At 72.8% G+C, this 18,033-nt stretch carries 17 protein-coding genes; 14 read left to right on the plus strand and 3 right to left on the minus strand.

What is annotated here, in order from left to right; translation table 11 throughout:
* Position 1: 1 nt before the first annotated feature.
* The 3 genes from ABFY03_RS28010 to ABFY03_RS28020 all read left to right on the plus strand — a co-directional run bounded on the left by ABFY03_RS28010 (position 2) and on the right by ABFY03_RS28020 (position 3,011).
* Entirely contained in the window at positions 2-1,240 is a 1,239-nt protein-coding gene (locus tag ABFY03_RS28010; protein WP_319010878.1) for a sensor histidine kinase, read from the plus strand.
* Between the two features lie 396 nt (positions 1,241-1,636).
* Positions 1,637-1,933 (plus strand): DUF4193 domain-containing protein, encoded by a 297-nt coding sequence (locus ABFY03_RS28015; protein WP_003955561.1) that lies wholly within the window; start codon positions 1,637-1,639, stop codon positions 1,931-1,933.
* 13 nt (positions 1,934-1,946) lie between these two features.
* Positions 1,947-3,011: a hypothetical protein gene (locus ABFY03_RS28020; protein ID WP_346171089.1), complete on the plus strand. Its 1,065-nt coding sequence runs from the start codon at positions 1,947-1,949 to the stop codon at positions 3,009-3,011.
* 53 nt (positions 3,012-3,064) lie between these two features.
* Here the strand turns inward: ABFY03_RS28020 and ABFY03_RS28025 are convergent, their stop codons facing one another.
* Positions 3,065-3,592, minus strand: coding sequence for a DUF3093 domain-containing protein (locus ABFY03_RS28025; RefSeq protein ID WP_319010876.1), 528 nt, complete (start codon positions 3,590-3,592; stop codon positions 3,065-3,067).
* Between the two features lie 58 nt (positions 3,593-3,650).
* Between ABFY03_RS28025 and ABFY03_RS28030 the strand changes: the two genes are divergently transcribed.
* From ABFY03_RS28030 to ABFY03_RS28065, 8 genes are all read left to right on the plus strand, one after another.
* The gene (locus ABFY03_RS28030; RefSeq protein ID WP_319010875.1) at positions 3,651-4,235 is read left to right on the plus strand and encodes a PaaI family thioesterase; all 585 of its coding nucleotides are present in this window, start codon (positions 3,651-3,653) and stop codon (positions 4,233-4,235) included.
* Positions 4,235-4,747, plus strand: a complete 513-nt coding sequence (dut, locus tag ABFY03_RS28035) for a dUTP diphosphatase (RefSeq protein WP_319010874.1) — start codon at positions 4,235-4,237, stop codon at positions 4,745-4,747. The genes ABFY03_RS28030 and dut overlap by 1 nt, the downstream gene beginning before the upstream one ends.
* 1 nt (position 4,748) lies before the next feature.
* Positions 4,749-5,516, plus strand: coding sequence for a DUF3710 domain-containing protein (locus tag ABFY03_RS28040; protein ID WP_319010873.1), 768 nt, complete (start codon positions 4,749-4,751; stop codon positions 5,514-5,516).
* Between the two features lie 375 nt (positions 5,517-5,891).
* Positions 5,892-6,560: an ABC transporter ATP-binding protein gene (locus tag ABFY03_RS28045; protein WP_319010888.1), complete on the plus strand. Its 669-nt coding sequence runs from the start codon at positions 5,892-5,894 to the stop codon at positions 6,558-6,560.
* A gap of 111 nt (positions 6,561-6,671) precedes the next feature.
* The gene (locus ABFY03_RS28050) at positions 6,672-9,215 is read left to right on the plus strand and encodes a DUF4118 domain-containing protein (protein ID WP_346171090.1); all 2,544 of its coding nucleotides are present in this window, start codon (positions 6,672-6,674) and stop codon (positions 9,213-9,215) included.
* 66 nt (positions 9,216-9,281) lie between these two features.
* Positions 9,282-9,968 (plus strand): response regulator, encoded by a 687-nt coding sequence (locus ABFY03_RS28055; RefSeq protein ID WP_319010871.1) that lies wholly within the window; start codon positions 9,282-9,284, stop codon positions 9,966-9,968.
* A 45-nt stretch (positions 9,969-10,013) separates the two neighbouring features.
* On the plus strand, positions 10,014-10,412 hold the full coding sequence (locus tag ABFY03_RS28060; RefSeq protein WP_078868359.1) for an OB-fold nucleic acid binding domain-containing protein: 399 nt from the start codon (positions 10,014-10,016) through the stop codon (positions 10,410-10,412).
* A 3-nt stretch (positions 10,413-10,415) separates the two neighbouring features.
* Complete coding sequence (locus ABFY03_RS28065; RefSeq protein ID WP_319010870.1) at positions 10,416-11,159, plus strand: DUF3159 domain-containing protein; 744 nt, start codon at positions 10,416-10,418, stop codon at positions 11,157-11,159.
* A gap of 76 nt (positions 11,160-11,235) precedes the next feature.
* On the opposite strand, the gene ABFY03_RS28070 is transcribed toward ABFY03_RS28065, so the two are convergent.
* Positions 11,236-11,910, minus strand: a complete 675-nt coding sequence (locus tag ABFY03_RS28070; RefSeq protein WP_319010869.1) for a potassium channel family protein — start codon at positions 11,908-11,910, stop codon at positions 11,236-11,238.
* A complete protein-coding gene (locus ABFY03_RS28075; RefSeq protein WP_030496284.1) occupies positions 11,910-12,578 on the minus strand; it encodes a potassium channel family protein in 669 nt (222 codons plus the stop codon). Before ABFY03_RS28075 ends, ABFY03_RS28070 begins: the two co-directional genes overlap by 1 nt.
* A 235-nt stretch (positions 12,579-12,813) precedes the next feature.
* Between ABFY03_RS28075 and ABFY03_RS28080 the strand changes: the two genes are divergently transcribed.
* The 3 genes from ABFY03_RS28080 (at position 12,814) to ABFY03_RS28090 (ending at position 17,860) form a co-directional block, all read left to right on the plus strand.
* Positions 12,814-14,865, plus strand: coding sequence for an APC family permease (locus ABFY03_RS28080; RefSeq protein ID WP_319010868.1), 2,052 nt, complete (start codon positions 12,814-12,816; stop codon positions 14,863-14,865).
* A 67-nt stretch (positions 14,866-14,932) separates the two neighbouring features.
* Positions 14,933-16,252, plus strand: coding sequence for a class I SAM-dependent RNA methyltransferase (locus tag ABFY03_RS28085; protein WP_319010867.1), 1,320 nt, complete (start codon positions 14,933-14,935; stop codon positions 16,250-16,252).
* Between the two features lie 54 nt (positions 16,253-16,306).
* Positions 16,307-17,860 (plus strand): sigma-70 family RNA polymerase sigma factor, encoded by a 1,554-nt coding sequence (locus ABFY03_RS28090; RefSeq protein WP_346171091.1) that lies wholly within the window; start codon positions 16,307-16,309, stop codon positions 17,858-17,860.
* Positions 17,861-18,033 lie beyond the last annotated feature (173 nt).

Genomic DNA, 18,033 nt, shown 5'->3' on the forward strand with positions numbered 1-18,033 from the left:
GATGGCCGCGACCCCGGCGCCGCACCCGCAGGCGCCACCGAAGCCCACCTGGGACCCGCGGGACCCGGTCAGGCCGCTGCTGCGGCCCACCATCCGGATACGGCTCACGCTCCTCTACGGCGGCATGTTCCTGATCGCCGGCATCCTGCTGCTGTCGATCATCTACCTCTTCACGGCGCAGAGCCTGACCGACAGCGTCGCCAGCCTGCCGTTCAAGATCGTCGAGGGCAAGGTCCTGCCCACCACGGCGGAGTGCGTGCTGCCCGACAACGGCACCGGCGAGCAGTTCAACGCCGCGGTCTCCATCTGCCTGCGCCACGAGACCGACCTGGCGCTCCAGGACCTCCTGCGCCGCTCGCTCTTCGCCCTCCTGGGGCTGAGCATCATCGCCTTCGCCTTCGGCTACGCCATGGCCGGCCGGGTGCTCTCGCCGCTCGGCCGGATCACCCGCACCGCCCGCCAGGTGGCCGGCTCCGACCTGGCCCGCCGGATCGAGCTGGACGGCCCGGACGACGAGCTGAAGGAGCTGGCGGACACCTTCGACGAGATGCTGGACCGCCTGGAGCGGGCCTTCACCGCCCAGCAGCGCTTCGTCGCCAACGCCTCGCACGAGCTGCGCACCCCGCTGGCGATCAACCGCACCCTCCTGGAGGTCCACCTCTCGGACCCGGGGGCGCCGGTCGAGCTCCAGCAGCTCGGCAAGACCCTGCTGGCCACCAACGAGCGCAGCGAGCAGCTGGTCGAGGGCCTGCTGCTGCTGGCCCGCAGCGACAACCAGATCATCGACCGCAAACCCGTGGACCTCGCCGAGGTCGCCGAGCGGGCGGTCGACCAGGTGCACGCGGAGGCCGAGGCCAGGGGCGTCGAGATGCGCGGCGAGCGCGCCCCGGTCGTGGTCCAGGGCAACGGCGTCCTGCTGGAGCGGATCGCCCTGAACCTGCTCCAGAACGCCGTGCGGTACAACGTCCCGGACGGGGGATGGGTCGAGGTCACCACCGAGGCCCAGCACGGCCAGGCGGTGCTCGTGGTGTCGAACACGGGCCCGGTGGTCCCGGCGTACGAGATCGACAACCTCTTCGAGCCGTTCCGCAGGCTCCGGCAGGAGCGGACGGGCAGCGACAAGGGCGTCGGGCTCGGTCTGTCGATCGCGCGCTCGGTGGCCCGGGCGCACGGCGGACGCATCAGCGCGGAGCCCCGCGAGGGCGGTGGCCTGGTGATGCGCGTCACTCTGCCGATCTGACAGACTGCGGGGACGCGGCCCGATCTGTTCGCTTTGAGCGGAATTTCGGGACCCCCGTCCTGAGATGGACATGTGTGATCGATCACAAGCGCGAGTGCCCGCGGGGTCGCGCTCCGTGACCGTGAATTCCGGGGGAAAACCCGGAAAAGTCCGGGTTTCCCGGGCGTCGACGGGCGGAAAGTACACGGGGTGGCGGCCCGCACGGCCGCCCCGAGGACCGTGTACGGTCCGCATCGCCACTCGTACCGATCACTCCTTGAGAGCGCGGGACGGGTGTCGATTGAGTAACAGACCTTGATGTGAGGCAAAATCTGCGCCTCAGGTCGGGCACAAGTCCGACCTCTCACGCGTTACGTGCGCTGAGACACCCGCAACCACCCAGAGGGGGAGAGCGACATGGCAACGGACTACGACACCCCACGCAAGACCGACGACGACGTCGACTCGGACAGCCTTGAGGAGCTCAAGGCCCGCCGGAACGACAAGTCGACCTCGACCGTCGACGTCGACGAGTTCGAGGCCGCCGAGGGCCTGGAGCTCCCCGGCGCCGACCTCTCGAACGAGGAGCTGGCCGTCCGGGTCCTGCCCAAGCAGGCCGACGAGTTCACCTGCATGAGCTGCTTCCTGGTGCACCACCGCAGCCAGCTGGCGCGCGAGAAGAACGGCCAGCCGATCTGCCGCGACTGCGACTGAGTCAGGCGCGGCCGTGGCAGGCGACACACCGTCCCGGAAGCGGCGTCTGAGGCTTCCCGCGAAGCCCCGGGCGTACAAGGGCGGCACGGGCCCGACGGAGGGCGCCCAGGAGGCTCCCGACGCCGCGCAGGCCGCCCCCCTGGCCTCCCTCGGCGTGGTGGACGACGGGCGAGGCCCCACGGCCTCGCTCGCAGCTGCCGGCGACGACGGACAGGGCGAGGCACTCCTTCCCGCGGAGCGGGACCCCGAAGGCCCCTCGGACCCCGAGGCGCCCGAGGAGCGTGACGCGAGCCGTCACGGCAGGCTGGACGCCGTCAGGCGGCTGGCCAACCCGGCGCGCGCGCAGCTCGACCGCCTCAGGATCGACGCCGCGCGCATCGACGCGGTCCGCCGCAGCGTGGACGGCGTCAAGCAGGGCGTGAAGCGGAGCGGCGACGGCGCCAAGGCCGGCATCGCCTACCTGGCCGACCGGCTGATCGACCTGGCCCCGCGCGTCCCCGTCCGCGACCTCGCGACCCTGCGCAAGCAGTTCCCCGGGCTCGGCCCCGAGGAACTGGCCGACAAGCTGGTCTTCGGCGCGGCCAACGCCAGCTCGACCGTCGGCGCGGGCATCGGCGCCGCCGCCATGCTCCCCGTACCGCCGGCCATGCCGGCCGAGCTGGCAGCGGAGATCACCGGCGTCGCCGCGATCGAGATCAAGCTCATCGCCGAACTGCACGAGGTCTACGGACTGCGGCCGCCCGGCACCCTGCCCCAGCGCTCGGCCGCCTACCTGACCTCCTGGGCCGAGGAGCGGGGCATCGACCCCACCAAGCCCACGACGATCAACGCGGCCCTCGGCGGACAGCTCAAGCGCGAACTGCGCCAGCAGATCATGAAACGCATGGTCCGCAACCTGCCGAACCTCACCCCGTTCATGGTGGGCGCGGCCGTCGGCGCGGTCATGAACCGGCGCGACACCAAGAAGCTCGCCGGGCACATCCGCAAGGACCTCAGGGCCCGCCAGGTCCCCTGGGACAGGCTCACCGGGCTGCCCCCGCTGGAACAGCCGGAGAACCCCAAGGAACTGGGCTTCTAGACCGCCCCGGGCCGCCAGGGGCGGCCCCGGGACGGACCGTGGGCAAGGAGGGCTCAGCCCTCCGCCCGCACCGCCTCGACCGCGGCCGCCAGCCCCTCCGGGTCACGGCTCGACAGGTACAGGTACGGCGTCGGGTCCGCCGGATCCGTCACGACCACCCGCACCGCCCGCGGCACATAGCTGCGCATCAGCATGAAGGCGCGGGGATCCGCCTTGTGCGTGCGCCAGGCGCGCGCCCCCTCCTCGTCCAGCACCTCGACCGCCCCCAGCGCGGACACCGGCACCCGGGCCTCGCCCGCCACCAGCGAACCGGCCACCACCCGGATGCGGGCCGAGCCGTACGAGGACGCCGCCACACCGGCCGCCACCCCCGCCACGATCAGACCGCCCAGCATCGGCACCGTGCCCAGCGGGAACATGATCAGACCGCCGGAGACCGCCAGCAGGGCGACGATCACCCACCACGAACCGGGCACGGTCAGCCGCTCGTCGAAGCGGGGCGCCGCGGGGGAGGCGGGAGACGCGGGGGAGGAGGCCCCCGACGGCGGAGTCGGCGCGGGGTTCGATGCGGAAGGCTGCATGCCTCCAAGCTTGGCACGGCGCGACCCGCGCCCGGCCGCGCGGGTAAGGTCTGCGCCTGTGACTGGAACATCTGCCGCTCTCACCCCGCCGGCCGACGCCGTGGCGCCGACCCGCCATCCGGACGCGCCCGCTCCCGGCGAGTCGCTCGGCTCGCACTACGGCCACTGCTTCGGGTGCGGCGACGGGCAGCCCCACGGCCTCCACCTGGAGGCCCGCGCGGGCGAGGGCGTGAGCGTGACCGCCGAGTTCACCGTCACCGCCGACCACCAGGGCGCCCCCGGGCTCGCCCACGGCGGGGTGCTCGCCACCGCGCTCGACGAGACCCTCGGCTCCCTGAACTGGCTGCTCCGCGTCATCGCCGTGACCGGCCGCCTGGAGACCGACTTCCGCCGCCCCGTGCCGGTCGGCACCGTGCTCCACCTCCAGGCCGAGGTGACGGCCGTGCACGGCCGCAAGATCTACTCGACCGCCACCGGCCGCATCGGCGGCCCCGACGGCCCCGTCGCCGTCCGGGCCGAAGCCATGTTCGTCGAGGTCAAGGTCGACCACTTCATCGACAACGGCCGGCCGGAGGAGATCCAGGCCGCCATGTCCGACCCCGACCAGGTCCGGCGCGCCCGCGCCTTCGAGGTGAACCCCTGATGCGCCCTCCCGTCGACGTACTGATCCGCCGGGTCGACCCGGACGTGCCGATCCCGGCCTACGGCCACCCCGGTGACGCCGGCGCCGACCTCGTCACCACGGAGGCCGCCGAGCTGGCCCCCGGCGAGCGCGCCGTGCTGCCCACCGGCGTGTCGATCGCCCTCCCCGACGGCTACGCCGCCTTCGTCCATCCCCGCTCCGGACTGGCCGCGCGCTGCGGAGTCGCGCTCGTGAATGCCCCGGGGACGGTGGATGCCGGGTACCGTGGAGAGATCAAGGTGATCGTGGTCAATCTCGACCCGCGCGAGACGGTGCGGTTCGAGCGGTTCGACCGGATTGCCCAACTGGTCGTCCAGCAGGTCGAGAAGGTGCGCTTCCACGAGGTGGCGGAGCTTCCCGGCTCGGCGCGGGCCGAGGGGGGCTTCGGGTCCACCGGCGGTCATGCCGCCGTGGACGGCACCACGGGTGGGAATCGATACGCTTCGGTCGTATCCGACCGGGAAGGACAGTGACGTGTTCGGACGTCGCAAGAAGAGCGGTGCCGCCGACAAGGCGGGCGAGGCCGAGCAGGTCGTCGACGCCGTCACCGGCGAGGACGCCGCGGAGGCGGCCGACCAGCCGCGCAAGGTGAACCTTCCGCCGGCGCCCCGGCCCGACGGTCCCTGGGACGTCTCCGAGGTCGCCAAGCCCGAGGAGGGCCGCGTCGACCTCGGCGGCCTCTTCGTGCCCGGGGTCGAGGGCATGGAGCTCCGCGTGGAGGTGGCGGGCGACGCGATCGTCGCCGCGACCATCGTGCTGCGCGACAGCGCCGTGCAGCTCCAGGCGTTCGCGGCGCCCAAGAAGGAAGGCATCTGGGGCGAGGTCCGCGAGGAGATCGCCACCGGCATCGTCCAGCAGGGCGGCGCCATCGACGAGGTCGAGGGACCGCTCGGCTGGGAGCTGCGCGCACAGGTCCCCGTCCAGCTGCCCGACGGCAACCGCGGCGTGCAGATCGTGCGCTTCGTCGGCGTCGACGGCCCGCGCTGGTTCCTGCGCGGCGTCATCTCCGGCCAGGGCGCGGTCCAGCCCGAGGCGGCCGGTCTCCTGGAGCAGATCGTCCGGGACACCGTGGTCGCCCGCGGCGAGGGCCCGATGGCCCCGCGCGACCCGATCGTCCTCAAGCTGCCGAACGACGCGCAGATGGTGCCGGACGGCGTCCAGCAGGAGGAGCAGGCCGGGTCCCGCTTCTCCGGCGGCATGGGCCAGCTTCAGCGCGGCCCGGAGATCTCCGAGATCCGCTGACGCACCCGCGAGACCCCGGTCCGGTGGGCCGCCGCCCGTACGCACGTCGTACGGGCGGCGGCCCACCGGCCGTTTCCCCGGGCGCACGGTGACCGGCGGCCGAAGGCCCGTACAAGACCTCCTGACGGCCCTGCGGCCGGCTCCCCTGGGAGGTCGTACGGCTTCCCTGGGGGGCCGCCCCTACGGGGCCGGGCGTCCGGAGGGCGGGGAACGGCGTCCGAAGACCGGGGTGTCCTCCGGGGTCCGGACCCTGGTCTCGGGGGCGGCGGCCGACCATACTGGTCTGCGCACGTGTTCGAGGAGGGGGAGCGCAGGGTGAGCGAGAACAGCACGCGGTCCGCGACGGCCGTCGCCGAGGACCCCGCCACGGGGCCGATGATCCGGGTGGAGGGCCTGCGCCGCACCTTCGGCGAGGGCGAAGCCGCGGTCCACGCCCTCAAGGGCGTCTCCTTCGAGGTCTCCCGCGGCGAGCTGGTCGCCCTCAAGGGCCGCTCCGGCTCCGGCAAGACCACCCTGCTCAACCTGGTCGGCGGCCTCGACAGCGCCGACGGCGGCCGGATCGTCATCGACGGCACCGACCTCTCCACCCTCGGCGAGAGCGGCCTCCTGGAGCTGCGCCGGGACCGGATCGGCTTCATCTTCCAGTCCTTCGGCCTGCTGCCCATCCTCTCCGCCGCGGAGAACGTCGGCGTGCCGCTGCGGCTGCGCGACGCGGACCCCGCCGAGCGGGAGGAGCGGGTCGCCCTGCTCCTCGCCCTGGTCGGCCTCGCCGACCACGCCAACCAGCGCCCCGGCGAGCTCTCCGGAGGCCAGCAGCAGCGGGTCGCCATCGCCCGCGCCCTCGCCAACAGGCCGGCCCTGCTCATCGCCGACGAGCCGACCGGCCAGCTCGACGCGGAGACCGGCCTCGCCGTCATGGAACTGCTCCGGGCCGTGGTCCGCAGCGAGGGCTGCACCGCCCTCGTCGCCACCCACGACCACCAGCTCCTCGGCCTCGCCGACCGGGTCCTCGAACTCCGCGACGGCGAGATAGCCGAAGGCTGAGCCGGACCGGGACCGACCGTCGCCCCGGCGCGCATCAGAATCACGTCAAGACCGATCCGGGGTGATCCTCCGCGTGCGGAATGTCCGATCAGCCGGACGTATGGTCGGTCCATGGGACGTGGCAAGCTTCGGATCTACCTCGGCGCGGCACCCGGCGTCGGCAAGACGTACGCGATGCTCGCCGAGGCCCACCGCAGGGTGGAGCGCGGCACGGACTGCGTCGTCGGCTTCGTGGAGCACCACGGCCGGCCGCGCACCGAGGTGCTGCTGCACGGCCTGGAGACCGTGCCCCGCCGCACCGTCGAGTACCGGGGCGCCTCCTTCACCGAGATGGACGTCGACGCCGTCCTCGCCCGCCGCCCCGCCGTTGCCCTCGTCGACGAACTCGCCCACACCAACGTCCCCGGCTCCCGCAACCCCAAGCGCTGGCAGGACGTCGCCGAACTCCTCGCCGCCGGCATCGACGTCGTCTCCACCGTCAACATCCAGCACCTCGAATCGCTCGGCGACGTCGTCGAGGCGATCACCGGCGTCCGGCAGCAGGAGACCGTCCCCGACGAGGTCGTCCGCCGCGCCGACCAGATCGAACTCGTCGACATGTCGCCCGAGGCGCTGCGCCGCCGCATGGCCCACGGCAACGTGTACACCCCCGACAAGGTCGACGCCGCGCTCTCCAACTACTTCCGCCCCGGCAACCTCACCGCCCTGCGCGAGCTGGCCCTGCTGTGGACCGCCGACCGGGTCGACGAGTACCTGCGCCGCTACCGGGGCGAGCACAACATCCGCTCCACCTGGCAGGCGCGCGAACGGATCGTCGTCGGCCTCACCGGCGGACCCGAGGGCCGCACCCTGATACGCCGCGCCACCCGGCTCGCCGAGAAGGGCGCCGGCGGCGAGGTCCTCGCCGTCTACATCGCCCGCAGCGACGGCCTCACCGCCGCCTCGCCCAAGGAGCTGGCCGTCCAGCGCACCCTCGTCGAGGACCTGGGCGGCACCTTCCACCACGTCGTCGGCGACGACATACCGACCGCCCTCCTGGAGTTCGCCCGCGGGGTGAACGCCACCCAGATCGTCCTCGGCTCCAGCCGCCGCCGCACCTGGCAGTACGTCCTCGGCCCCGGCGTCGGCCAGACCGTCGCCCGCGACTCCGGCCCCGACCTGGACGTCCACATCGTCACCCACGGCGAGGTCGCCAAGGGCCGCGGCCTCCCGGTCGCCCGCGGTGCCCGCCTCGGCCGCTCCCGGATCCTCGGCGGCTGGCTGGTCGGCGTCGCCGGCCCCGTCGCGCTCGCCCTGCTCCTCACCCACACCGACGCCGACCTCGGCCTCGCCAACGACATGCTGCTGTTCCTGGCGCTCACCGTCGGCGCGGCGCTGCTCGGCGGCTTCCTGCCGGCGCTCGCCTCCGCGGCCGCCGGCTCCCTGCTGCTCAACTGGTTCTTCACCCCGCCGATCCACCGGATCACCATCGCCGACCCACTGAACATCGTCGCCATCGCGGTCTTCTTCGGCGTCGCCATGGCCGTCGCCTCCGTCGTCGACCTCGCCGCCCGCCGCACCCAGCAGGCCGCCCGGCTGCGCGCCGAGTCCGAGGTGCTCTCCTACCTCGCCGGCAGCGTGCTGCGCGGCGAGACCAGTCTCGACGCCCTCCTCGAACGGGTCCGCGAGACCTTCTCCATGGAGTCCGTCACCCTCCTCGAACGGGCCGACGGCGCCGAGCCCTGGGTCCAGGCCGCCGCCGTCGGGCCGCACCCGGCCGCCCGGCCCGAGGACGCCGACGTGGACATGCCCGTCGGCGACCACCTCGCGCTCGCCCTCAGCGGCCGGGTGCTGCCCGCCGAGGACCGCCGGGTGCTGGGCGCCTTCGCCGCCCAGGCGGCCGTCGTGCTCGACCGGCAGCGGCTGGTCGGCGAGGCCGAGGAGGCCCGCAAGCTCGCCGAGGGCAACAAGATCCGCACCTCCCTGCTCGCGGCCGTCAGCCACGACCTGCGCACCCCGCTCGCCGGCATCAAGGCGTCCGTCTCCTCGCTCCGCTCCGACGACGTCGAGTGGTCCGAGGAGGACCGGGCCGAACTCCTCGAAGGCATCGAGGCCGGCGCCGACCGCCTCGACCACCTCGTCGGCAACCTCCTCGACATGTCCCGCCTGCAGACCGGCACCGTCACCCCGCTCATCCGCGCCGTCGACCTCGACGAGGTCGTCCCCATGGCCCTCGGCGGCGTCCCGGACGGCAGCGCCGAGGCCGACATCCCCGAGACCCTGCCCATGGTCGAGGTCGACAAGGGCCTCCTGGAGCGGGCCGTCGCCAACATCGTCGAGAACGCCGTCAAGTACAGCCCCGACGGCGTCCCCGTCGCCGTCGCCGCCAGCGCCCTCGGCGACCGCGTCGAACTCCGCGTGGTCGACCGCGGACCCGGCGTCCCCGACGACTCCAAGGACGGCATCTTCGAGCCCTTCCAGCGCTTCGGCGACGCCCCGCGCGGCTCCGGCGTCGGCCTCGGCCTCGCCGTCGCCCGCGGCTTCGTGGAGGCCATGGGCGGCACCCTCAGCGCCGAGGACACCCCCGGCGGCGGCCTCACCATGGTCCTCACCCTGCGCGCCGCCGGAGGAGGAACCGCGCCGCCGGCCGCCCTGCCGGCCCACGCGGTCACCTGACCCCGCGCCCGCACCCGTACCAGCAGCCCGCACCCACCCCCGTACAGCGAAGGAAGGCCCCCCGACATGACCCGGGTCCTCGTGGTCGACGACGAGCCACAGATCGTCCGCGCCCTGGTGATCAACCTCAAGGCGCGGAAGTACGAGGTCGACTCCGCCCCCGACGGCGCCACCGCCCTCCGGCTCGCCGCCGAACGCCACCCCGACGTCGTCGTCCTCGACCTCGGCCTGCCCGACCTCGACGGCGTCGACGTCATCAAGGGCCTGCGCGGCTGGACCCGGGTCCCGATCATCGTCCTCTCCGCCCGCCAGACCTCCGACGAGAAGGTCGAGGCGCTCGACGCCGGCGCCGACGACTACGTCACCAAGCCCTTCGGCATGGACGAGCTCCTGGCCCGGCTGCGCGCCGCAGTCCGCCGCGCCGAACCCGTCGGCGGCGCCGAGGACGGCGTCGTCGTCGTCGAGACCGAGGACTTCACCGTCGACCTCGCCGCCAAGAAGGTCCACCGCGACGGGCGCGACGTCCGGCTCACCCCCACCGAATGGCACCTCCTGGAGGTCCTGGTCCGCAACGGCGGCCGCCTGGTCAGCCAGAAGCAGCTCCTCCAGGAGGTCTGGGGACCCTCGTACGGCACCGAGACCAACTACCTCCGGGTCTACATGGCCCAGCTGCGCCGCAAGCTGGAGACCGACCCCTCCCACCCGCGCCACTTCGTCACCGAACCGGGCATGGGATACCGCTTCGAACGTTGATCCGGGCCGCTTCCGGCCGAGGCCGTGGCCGGTACGCTTTCAGGTATGAGTGCTGCACCCCGTACCGACAAGCCGGCAGGCCGGTTCCGCCGGATGCTCGACCGGCTCTCCTCCTCGCCGGAGGACCTGGAGTCGGAGGAGCTCCAGGAGGACACGGCGGCCTCGGGCTGCACCCGGATCTCGGACTGTTCCGACCGCCAGATCGTCAAGGTGACTGGTACCTTGCGCACGGTCACCCTGCGCCCCCGCGCCGGTGTCCCCGCCCTGGAGGCCGAGCTCTTCGACGGCACCGCGCCGCTCGACGTCGTCTGGCTGGGCCGCCGCTCCATCGTGGGCATCGAACCGGGCCGCAAGCTGATCGCCTCCGGCCGGATCTCCATGAGCCACGGCCGGCGGGTCCTCTTCAACCCCAAATACGAGCTCCGACCGCTCGGACAGGAGTAGCCGGTGACGTCCGTCGACAAGCCGACCACCGCACCGCCGACCCCGGACCAGGACGCCCGGACCGACAAGGCGGTGACCGAGGCCGCGCTGTTCGAGGCGTTCGGCGGCGTCCGGGGCATGGTCGAGACGGTCCTGCCCGGACTGCTCTTCGTCACGATCTACACGATCAACAAGGACCTCAAGAGCTCGGCCATCGCCGCGCTCGCCGTCTCCCTGCTGCTCGTCGTCGTACGGCTCGCCCGCCGCGACACCGTCAAGCACGCCTTCAGCGGCGTCTTCGGCGTCGGCTTCGGCGTCGTCTTCGCGATGATGACCGGCAACGCCAAGGACTTCTACCTCCCCGGCATGCTGTACACCCTGGGCCTCGGCCTCGCGTACATCATCACCACGCTCGCCGGCGTCCCGCTGATCGGCCTCATCCTCGGCCCGGTCTTCAAGGAGAACCTCTCCTGGCGGACCCGGAACCCGGGACGGAAGAAGGCGTACGCCAAGGCCAGCTGGGCCTGGGGCCTCATCCTGCTTGCCAAGTGCGCGATCCTCTTCCCGCTCTACTGGTGGGCCGACACCACCCAGCTCGGCTGGGTCCTCGTCGCGCTGAAGATCCCGCCCTTCCTGCTCGCCGTCTACCTCACCTGGGTCTTCCTCGCCAAGGCGCCGCCGCCGATCGACGTCTTCGCCGAGATGGAGGCGGAGGAGAAGGCCGAGCGGGAGCGAAAGGCCGCCGCCCAGGCCGGTCCGGACGCGTAGCACGCCCGCCCCGACGTACGGCGAAGGGCCCGGGACCAGTCGACGGTCCCGGGCCCTTCCCCGTGTCCGCTTCCCGCTACTCCGCCGGCTCCCGGCGGACCTGGAGCAGCTCCTCCAGCTGCTCCTCACGGGCCTGCGCCGCCACGAACAGCAGCTCGTCGCCGGCCTCCAGGGTCTCCTCGGCGCCCGGCGTCAGCACCCGCGAACCGCGGATGATCGTCACCAGCGAGGTGTCCTGCGGCCAGGCGACCTCGCCCACCTGCGTCCCCGCCATCGCCGACTCGGGCGGCAGCGTCAGCTCCACCAGGTTCGCGTCGCCGTGGCTGAAGCGCAGCAGCCGGACCAGGTCGCCGACGCTCACCGCCTCCTCCACCAGGGCCGACATCAGACGCGGCGTCGAGACGGCCACGTCCACGCCCCACGCCTCGTTGAACAGCCACTCGTTCTTCGGGTTGTTCACCCGGGCGACCACCCGCGGCACGCCGTACTCGGTCTTCGCGAGCAGCGACACGACCAGGTTCACCTTGTCGTCGCCGGTCGCCGCGATGACCACGTTGCAGCGCTGCAGCGCCGCCTCGTCCAGCGAGGTGATCTCACAGGCGTCGGCCAGCAGCCACTCCGCCTGCGGAACCCGCTCCACCGAGATGGCGGTCGGCGCCTTGTCGATGAGCAGGACCTCGTGGCCGTTCTCCAGGAGCTCGCCCGCGATGGAACGGCCCACCGCACCCGCGCCCGCAATCGCGACCCGCATCAGTGACCGCCCTCCTCGGGACCCTCGGCGAACGCCGCCTCGACCTTCGTGATCTCGTCCACCCGCATCATCACGTGGACCAGGTCCCCCTCCTGGAGGACCGTCTGCGAGGTGGGGATGATCGCCTCGCCCAGCCGGGTCAGGAAGGCCACCCGCACCCCGGTCTCGTCCTGCAGCCGGCTGATCTTGTGACCGATCCAGGCCGGGGACGTGTGCACCTCGGCCAGCTGCACGCCGCCGCTCGGGTCGCTCCACAGCGGCTCCGCGCCCGAGGGCAGCAGCCGGCGCAGCATCTGGTCGGCGGTCCAGCGGACCGTCGCCACCGTCGGGATGCCCAGGCGCTGGTACACCTCGGCGCGCCGCGGGTCGTAGATCCGCGCCGCCACGTTCTCGATGCCGAACATCTCGCGGGCCACCCGGGCGGCGATGATGTTGGAGTTGTCCCCGCTGCTCACCGCGGCGAAGGCACCGGCCTCCTCGATCCCCGCCTCACGCAGCGTGTCCTGGTCGAAGCCCACGCCGGTGACGCGGCGCCCGCCGAAGCCGGAGCCCAGACGGCGGAAAGCCGTCGGGTCCTGGTCGACGACGGCGACCGTGTGGCCCTGCTGCTCCAGGGTCTGCGCGAGAGCGGCTCCCACTCGCCCGCAGCCCATGATGACGATGTGCACGTCCCCGTTACCCCGCACTCCTGATCGCCTTGCTGACCTGCGAAAACACCCTGCTCACAACTTTCCTCGCCCGATCGGCCCGGGCCGTGGCGGGCAACGCCCTGCCGGGTTGCCCGGTCCGAGCTTAAGCGGCAACGCTGGCCGGGACCGCATCCGAGGTGATACTCAGGGAGATTCGGTGCCGATCGGGGGTGCCGGTGCGCATGGCTCTTTTCGAACGCTTACGATCCTCTGCGTGTCCAAACTGACCGACGTGCCCAAACGGATCCTGATCGGGCGGGCCCTGCGCAGCGACAAGCTCGGGGAGACCCTGCTCTCCAAGCGGATCGCCCTCCCCGTCTTCGCCTCCGACCCCCTCTCGTCGGTGGCGTACGCACCGGGCGAGGTCCTCCTCGTCCTCTCCGCCGCCGGTCTGTCGGCCTACCACTTCAGCCCGTGGATCGCGCTGGCCGTGGTCGTCCTCATGTTCACGGTCGTCGCCTCGTACCGGCAGAACGTGCACGCGTACCCGAGCGGCGGCGGCGACTACGAGGTGGCCACCACCAACCTCGGTCCGAAGGCCGGACTCACCGTCGCGAGCGCCCTGCTCGTCGACTACGTCCTCACCGTCGCCGTCTCGATCTCCTCCGGCATCGAGAACCTCGGTTCCGCGATCCCCTTCGTCGTCGAGCACAAGGTCGCCTGCGCCGTCGGCGTCATCGTCCTCCTCACCGTGATGAACCTCCGCGGCGTGAAGGAGTCCGGCAGCCTCTTCGCCATCCCGACGTACGTCTTCGTCTTCGGCGTCTTCTGCATGATCGCCTGGGGCGCCTGGCGCGGACTCGTCCTCGACGACACCATGCAGGCCCCCACCGCCGGCTTCGAGATCAAGCCCGAGCACGAGGGGCTCGCCGGCTTCGCCCTGATCTTCCTGCTGCTGCGCGCCTTCTCCTCCGGCTGTGCCGCCCTCACCGGCGTCGAGGCCATCTCCAACGGCGTCCCCGCCTTCCGCAAGCCGAAGTCGAAGAACGCCGCCACCACCCTCGCGCTCATGGGCGGCCTCGCCGTCACCATGTTCTGCGGCATCATCTTCCTCGCCCAGGCGACCGACGTCCGGATGGCCGAGAAGCCCGCCGAGGACCTGCTCGTCAACGGCGTCCCCGTCGGCGAGAGCTACGTCCAGGACCCGGTGATCTCCCAGGTCGCCGCGGCCGTCTTCGGCGACGGCACGTTCTTCTTCGTGCTGCTCGCCGCCGCCACCGCGCTCGTCCTCTTCCTGGCCGCCAACACGGCGTACAACGGCTTCCCGCTCCTCGGCTCGATCCTCGCCCAGGACCGCTACCTGCCGCGCCAGCTGCACACCCGCGGCGACCGCCTCGCCTTCTCCAACGGCATCGTGCTCCTCGCCGGCGCCGCCGCCCTCCTCGTCTGGATCTACGGCGCGGACTCCACCCGCCTCATCCAGCTCTACATCGTCGGCGTCTTCGTCTCCTTCACGCTCAGCCAGATCGGCATGGTCCGGCACTGGAACCGGCACCTGACCACCGAGCGGGACCCGGCCAAGCGCCGCCACATGATCCGCTCCCGCGCGATCAACGCCTTCGGCGGCTTCTTCACCGGCCTCGTCCTCGTCGTCGTCCTCGCCACCAAGTTCACCCACGGTGCCTGGGTCGCCCTCCTCGGCATGGTGATCTTCTACGTGACGATGACCGCGATCCGCCGCCACTACGACTCCGTCGCCGAGGAGATCGCCGCCGCCGAGCAGCGCCCCGACGAGTACGTGCGCCCCTCCCGGGTCCGCTCGATCGTCCTCGTCTCCAAGCTCCACAAGCCCACCCTCCGGGCCCTCGCCTACGCGAAGCTGCTCCACGCCAACGAGCTGGAGGCGCTGACCGTCAACGTCGACCCGGCGGAGACCAAGGCGCTCAAGGAGGAGTGGGAGCGGCGCGGCATCAACGTGCCGCTGAAGATCCTCGACTCCCCGTACCGCGAGATCACCCGGCCGGTCATCGAGTACGTGAAGAACCTCCGCAAGGAGAGCCCGCGCGACGCCGTCTCGGTCTACATCCCCGAGTACGTCGTCGGCCACTGGTACGAGCACCTGCTCCACAACCAGTCCGCGCTCCGCCTCAAGGGCCGGCTGCTCTTCACCCCGGGCGTCATGGTGACCTCGGTCCCGTACCAGCTCCAGTCCTCCGAGGCCGCGAAGAAGCGGGCGGGCAAGCGCCAGGAGTGGAACGCGCCGGGCTCGGTCCGCCGCGGACCGGTCGAGAAGGCCAAGAAGGAACCGACCGCGAAGAGCAACTAGACTGGTGGGCTGCTGTCCGAACAGCAGCCCCCTTTCTCTTCCCCCTCTGTCTCTGGAGCCCCCGATCATGCAGAACACCCCTGTGACGTCCCTGATCGGGGAGGAGTACGAGGTCGAGGTCGGCCCGGTGGCACACGGCGGCCACTGCATCGCGCGTACGGAGGAGGGCCGCGTCCTCTTCGTCCGCCACGCGCTGCCGGGCGAGCGCGTCCGGGCCCGCGTCACCGAGGGCGACGAGAGCAGCCGCTTCCTGCGCGCCGACGCCGTCGAGATCCTGGACGCCTCCAAGGACCGCATCGAGGCCCCGTGCCCCTTCGCCGGCCCCGGCAAGTGCGGCGGCTGCGACTGGCAGCACGCCAAGCCGGGCGCCCAGCGCCGCCTCAAGGGCGAGGTGATCGCCGAGCAGCTGAAGCGGCTCGCCGGCCTCACCCCGGAGGAGGCCGGCTGGGACGGCACGGTCGTCCCGGCCGAGGGCGACAAGCTCCCGGCGGGCGAGGTCCCGCAGTGGCGCACCCGCGTCCAGTACGCCGTCGACGACGAGGGCCGCGCGGGCCTGCGCAAGCACCGCTCGCACGAGGTCCAGGTCATCGACCACTGCATGATCGCCGCGCAGGGCGTCTCCGAGCTCGGCATCGAATCCCGCACCTGGGACGGCATGGCCGCCGTCGAGGCCATCGCCGCCTCCGGCTCGAACGACCGCCAGGTCATCCTGACCCCCCGCCCCGGCGCCCGCCTGCCGCTCGTCGAGCTCGACAAGCCGGTCTCGGTGATGCGGGTCGACGAGAAGGACGGCGGCGTCCACCGCGTCCACGGCCGCGCCTTCGTCCGCGAGCGCGCCGACGAGCGCACCCACCGGGTCGGCAGCGGCGGCTTCTGGCAGGTCCACCCGAAGGCCGCCGACACCCTCATGAGGGCCGTCATGCAGGGCCTCCTCCCGCGCAAGGGCGACACCGCCCTCGACCTCTACTGCGGCGTCGGCCTCTTCGCCGGCGCCCTCGCGGACCGGGTCGGCGACCAGGGCGCCGTCCTCGGCATCGAGTCCGGCAAGCGCGCGGTCGAGGACGCCCGCCACAACCTGGCCGGCTTCCCCCGCGTCCGCGTCGAACAGGGCAAGGTCGAGGCGGTCCTCCCGCGCACCGGCATCACCGAGGTCGACCTCATCGTCCTGGACCCGCCCCGAGCCGGCGCCGGCAAGCAGACCGTCCGCCACCTCGCCGGCCTCGGCGCCCGCCGCATCGCCTACGTCGCCTGCGACCCCGCCGCCCTCGCCCGCGACCTCGGCTACTTCCGCGAGTCGGGCTACCGGGTCCGCACCCTGCGCGCGTTCGACCTGTTCCCGATGACGCATCATGTGGAGTGCGTGGCGATTCTGGAGCCGGTGAAGTAGGGGCGCCGGCCCGCGGGCCGTACGGGGAGGGGCGCTCCCCTGGAGAAGGTGGGAATGGGGCTCATCGAGGGGGACCACGCGCGGCTGGTCGTCGCGGCGCAGGCCGGGGACCGGCGGGCGCGCGAGGAGCTGGTCGCCGCCTACCTGCCGCTGGTCTACAACATCGTCGGGCGGGCGCTGAGCGGACATGCCGACGTCGACGACGTCGTCCAGGAGACCCTGCTGCGCGTGGTGCGGGACCTGCCCGCGCTGCGCGCCCCGGAGAGCTTCCGGTCCTGGCTGGTGTCGATCACGCTCCGGCAGATCAACACCCACTGGCAGCGGCAGCACGCCCTCGCCGACCGGACCACGGGCATCGACGAGGCGCGCCGGATACCCGACGCCGGCGCCGAGCCGGTGGACGTGACGATTCTGCGGCTGCACGTGTCGGACGAGCGGCGCCGGGTCGTCGAGGCGGGCCGGTGGCTCGACCCGGACCACCGGGTGCTGCTGTCGCTGTGGTGGCAGGAATGCGCCGGTCTGCTGAGCCGGGAGGACATGGCCGCCGCGACGGGGCTCACGGTCGCGCACGCCGGCGTGCGCCTGCAGCGCATGCGGGAGCAGCTGGAGCTGTGCCGGACGATCGTCGCCGCGCTGGAGGCCGACCCGCGCTGCCCGGGCCTGGGGGAGACCGTCGCCGGCTGGGACGGCCGGCCGGCGTCGGTGTGGCGCAAGCGGATTGCGCGGCACACGCGTGACTGCCCGGTGTGCACGGCGACCTCGGCGGAGCGGGTTCCGGCCGAACTGCTGCCCCTCAGCCTCACGACGCTGGCCGTCCCGGCCGCGCTGATCGCCGCGCTGGCCGCCAAGGGCCTGCTGTCGGGTACGGCGGCGAGCGCCGCCGGGCTGGCCGCGGCCCCGGTCGCCGTCGCCACGGCGACCGGCGGAGGCGGTGTGCAGGGCGCGCTGATCGGCAAGCTCCAGGCGGTGACCGCCCATCCGCTGGTGAGCCTCGCGGCCGGCGCGGTGCTCGTCGCCGGCACGGCGACCTACCTGACCTGGCCCGAACCGGCGCCCCGGGCGCCCGGCGCCACCGCCGCTCCCACGGCCGGCACACCCACGCCCCTTGCGTCCCGAACCACCGCTGCCCCGGCCGCACCGTCCCCGGCGAGTCCGTCCGCCGTCCCGGGCACCGTCCCGCTGGGCGCGCGGTCGCTGGAGTCCGCGGACCGTCCCGGCCGGTTCGTCACGTACACGGGCGACTTCGCGGCGCTCGGCGGCGTCGCCGCGTCCAGCGGCGCGCAGGCACGTCAGCGGGCCACCTTCACGGTCGTCGGGGGACTGGCCGACGCGCGGTGCGTCACCTTCCGCGCCGCGGACGGGCGGTACCTCCGCCACCACTACCTGCGGCTGCGGTTGAGCACCGACGACGGCAGCGCCCTGTTCCGCGAGGACGCCACCTTCTGCCCCCGTCCCGGGGCGGTCGCCGGGTCCGTGACCCTGCACGCGCACAACTACCCGGGATCGGTCCTCCGCCACCGCGACGGCGGCATCTGGCTCGACGGCTCCGACGGTACGCGGGCCTTCGCCGGCCAGGCATCCTTCCTCGTGCGCGGCCCCGGGGCCTGAGCCGGACCGTCGGCGCGGCGCCCCCTCCTCACCGGCCGCGACCGGGGAACGGCGTCCCGCATAACGCTTTCCGCCTGCGAGATGTGTCACCGGGCGATCCACCGGGCGGCGCGAGTTTTCTGTTACGCGGCCGCCTGCCCGGAAGCCTCCACTTCAGGGGGGCCTTCCCGCCG

The sequence above is a fragment of the Streptomyces roseofulvus genome (genome assembly GCF_039534915.1).
In the GTDB taxonomy this organism is placed as follows: Bacteria; Actinomycetota; Actinomycetes; order Streptomycetales; family Streptomycetaceae; genus Streptomyces; species Streptomyces roseofulvus.

What these genes read in the sequence shown, in the direction of transcription:
- ABFY03_RS28010 (WP_319010878.1), top strand. Translation starts at nt 2, where the DNA reads ATGGCCGCGACCCCGGCGCCGCACCCGCAGGCGCCACCGAAGCCCACC.
- ABFY03_RS28085 (WP_319010867.1), top strand. Translation starts at nt 14,933, where the DNA reads ATGCAGAACACCCCTGTGACGTCCCTGATCGGGGAGGAGTACGAGGTC.
- ABFY03_RS28070 (WP_319010869.1), bottom strand. Translation starts at nt 11,910, where the DNA reads ATGCGGGTCGCGATTGCGGGCGCGGGTGCGGTGGGCCGTTCCATCGCG.
- ABFY03_RS28015 (WP_003955561.1), top strand. Translation starts at nt 1,637, where the DNA reads ATGGCAACGGACTACGACACCCCACGCAAGACCGACGACGACGTCGAC.
- ABFY03_RS28050 (WP_346171090.1), top strand. Translation starts at nt 6,672, where the DNA reads ATGGGACGTGGCAAGCTTCGGATCTACCTCGGCGCGGCACCCGGCGTC.
- ABFY03_RS28055 (WP_319010871.1), top strand. Translation starts at nt 9,282, where the DNA reads ATGACCCGGGTCCTCGTGGTCGACGACGAGCCACAGATCGTCCGCGCC.
- ABFY03_RS28090 (WP_346171091.1), top strand. Translation starts at nt 16,307, where the DNA reads ATGGGGCTCATCGAGGGGGACCACGCGCGGCTGGTCGTCGCGGCGCAG.
- ABFY03_RS28060 (WP_078868359.1), top strand. Translation starts at nt 10,014, where the DNA reads ATGAGTGCTGCACCCCGTACCGACAAGCCGGCAGGCCGGTTCCGCCGG.
- ABFY03_RS28025 (WP_319010876.1), bottom strand. Translation starts at nt 3,592, where the DNA reads ATGCAGCCTTCCGCATCGAACCCCGCGCCGACTCCGCCGTCGGGGGCC.
- dut (WP_319010874.1), top strand. Translation starts at nt 4,235, where the DNA reads ATGCGCCCTCCCGTCGACGTACTGATCCGCCGGGTCGACCCGGACGTG.
- ABFY03_RS28045 (WP_319010888.1), top strand. Translation starts at nt 5,892, where the DNA reads ATGATCCGGGTGGAGGGCCTGCGCCGCACCTTCGGCGAGGGCGAAGCC.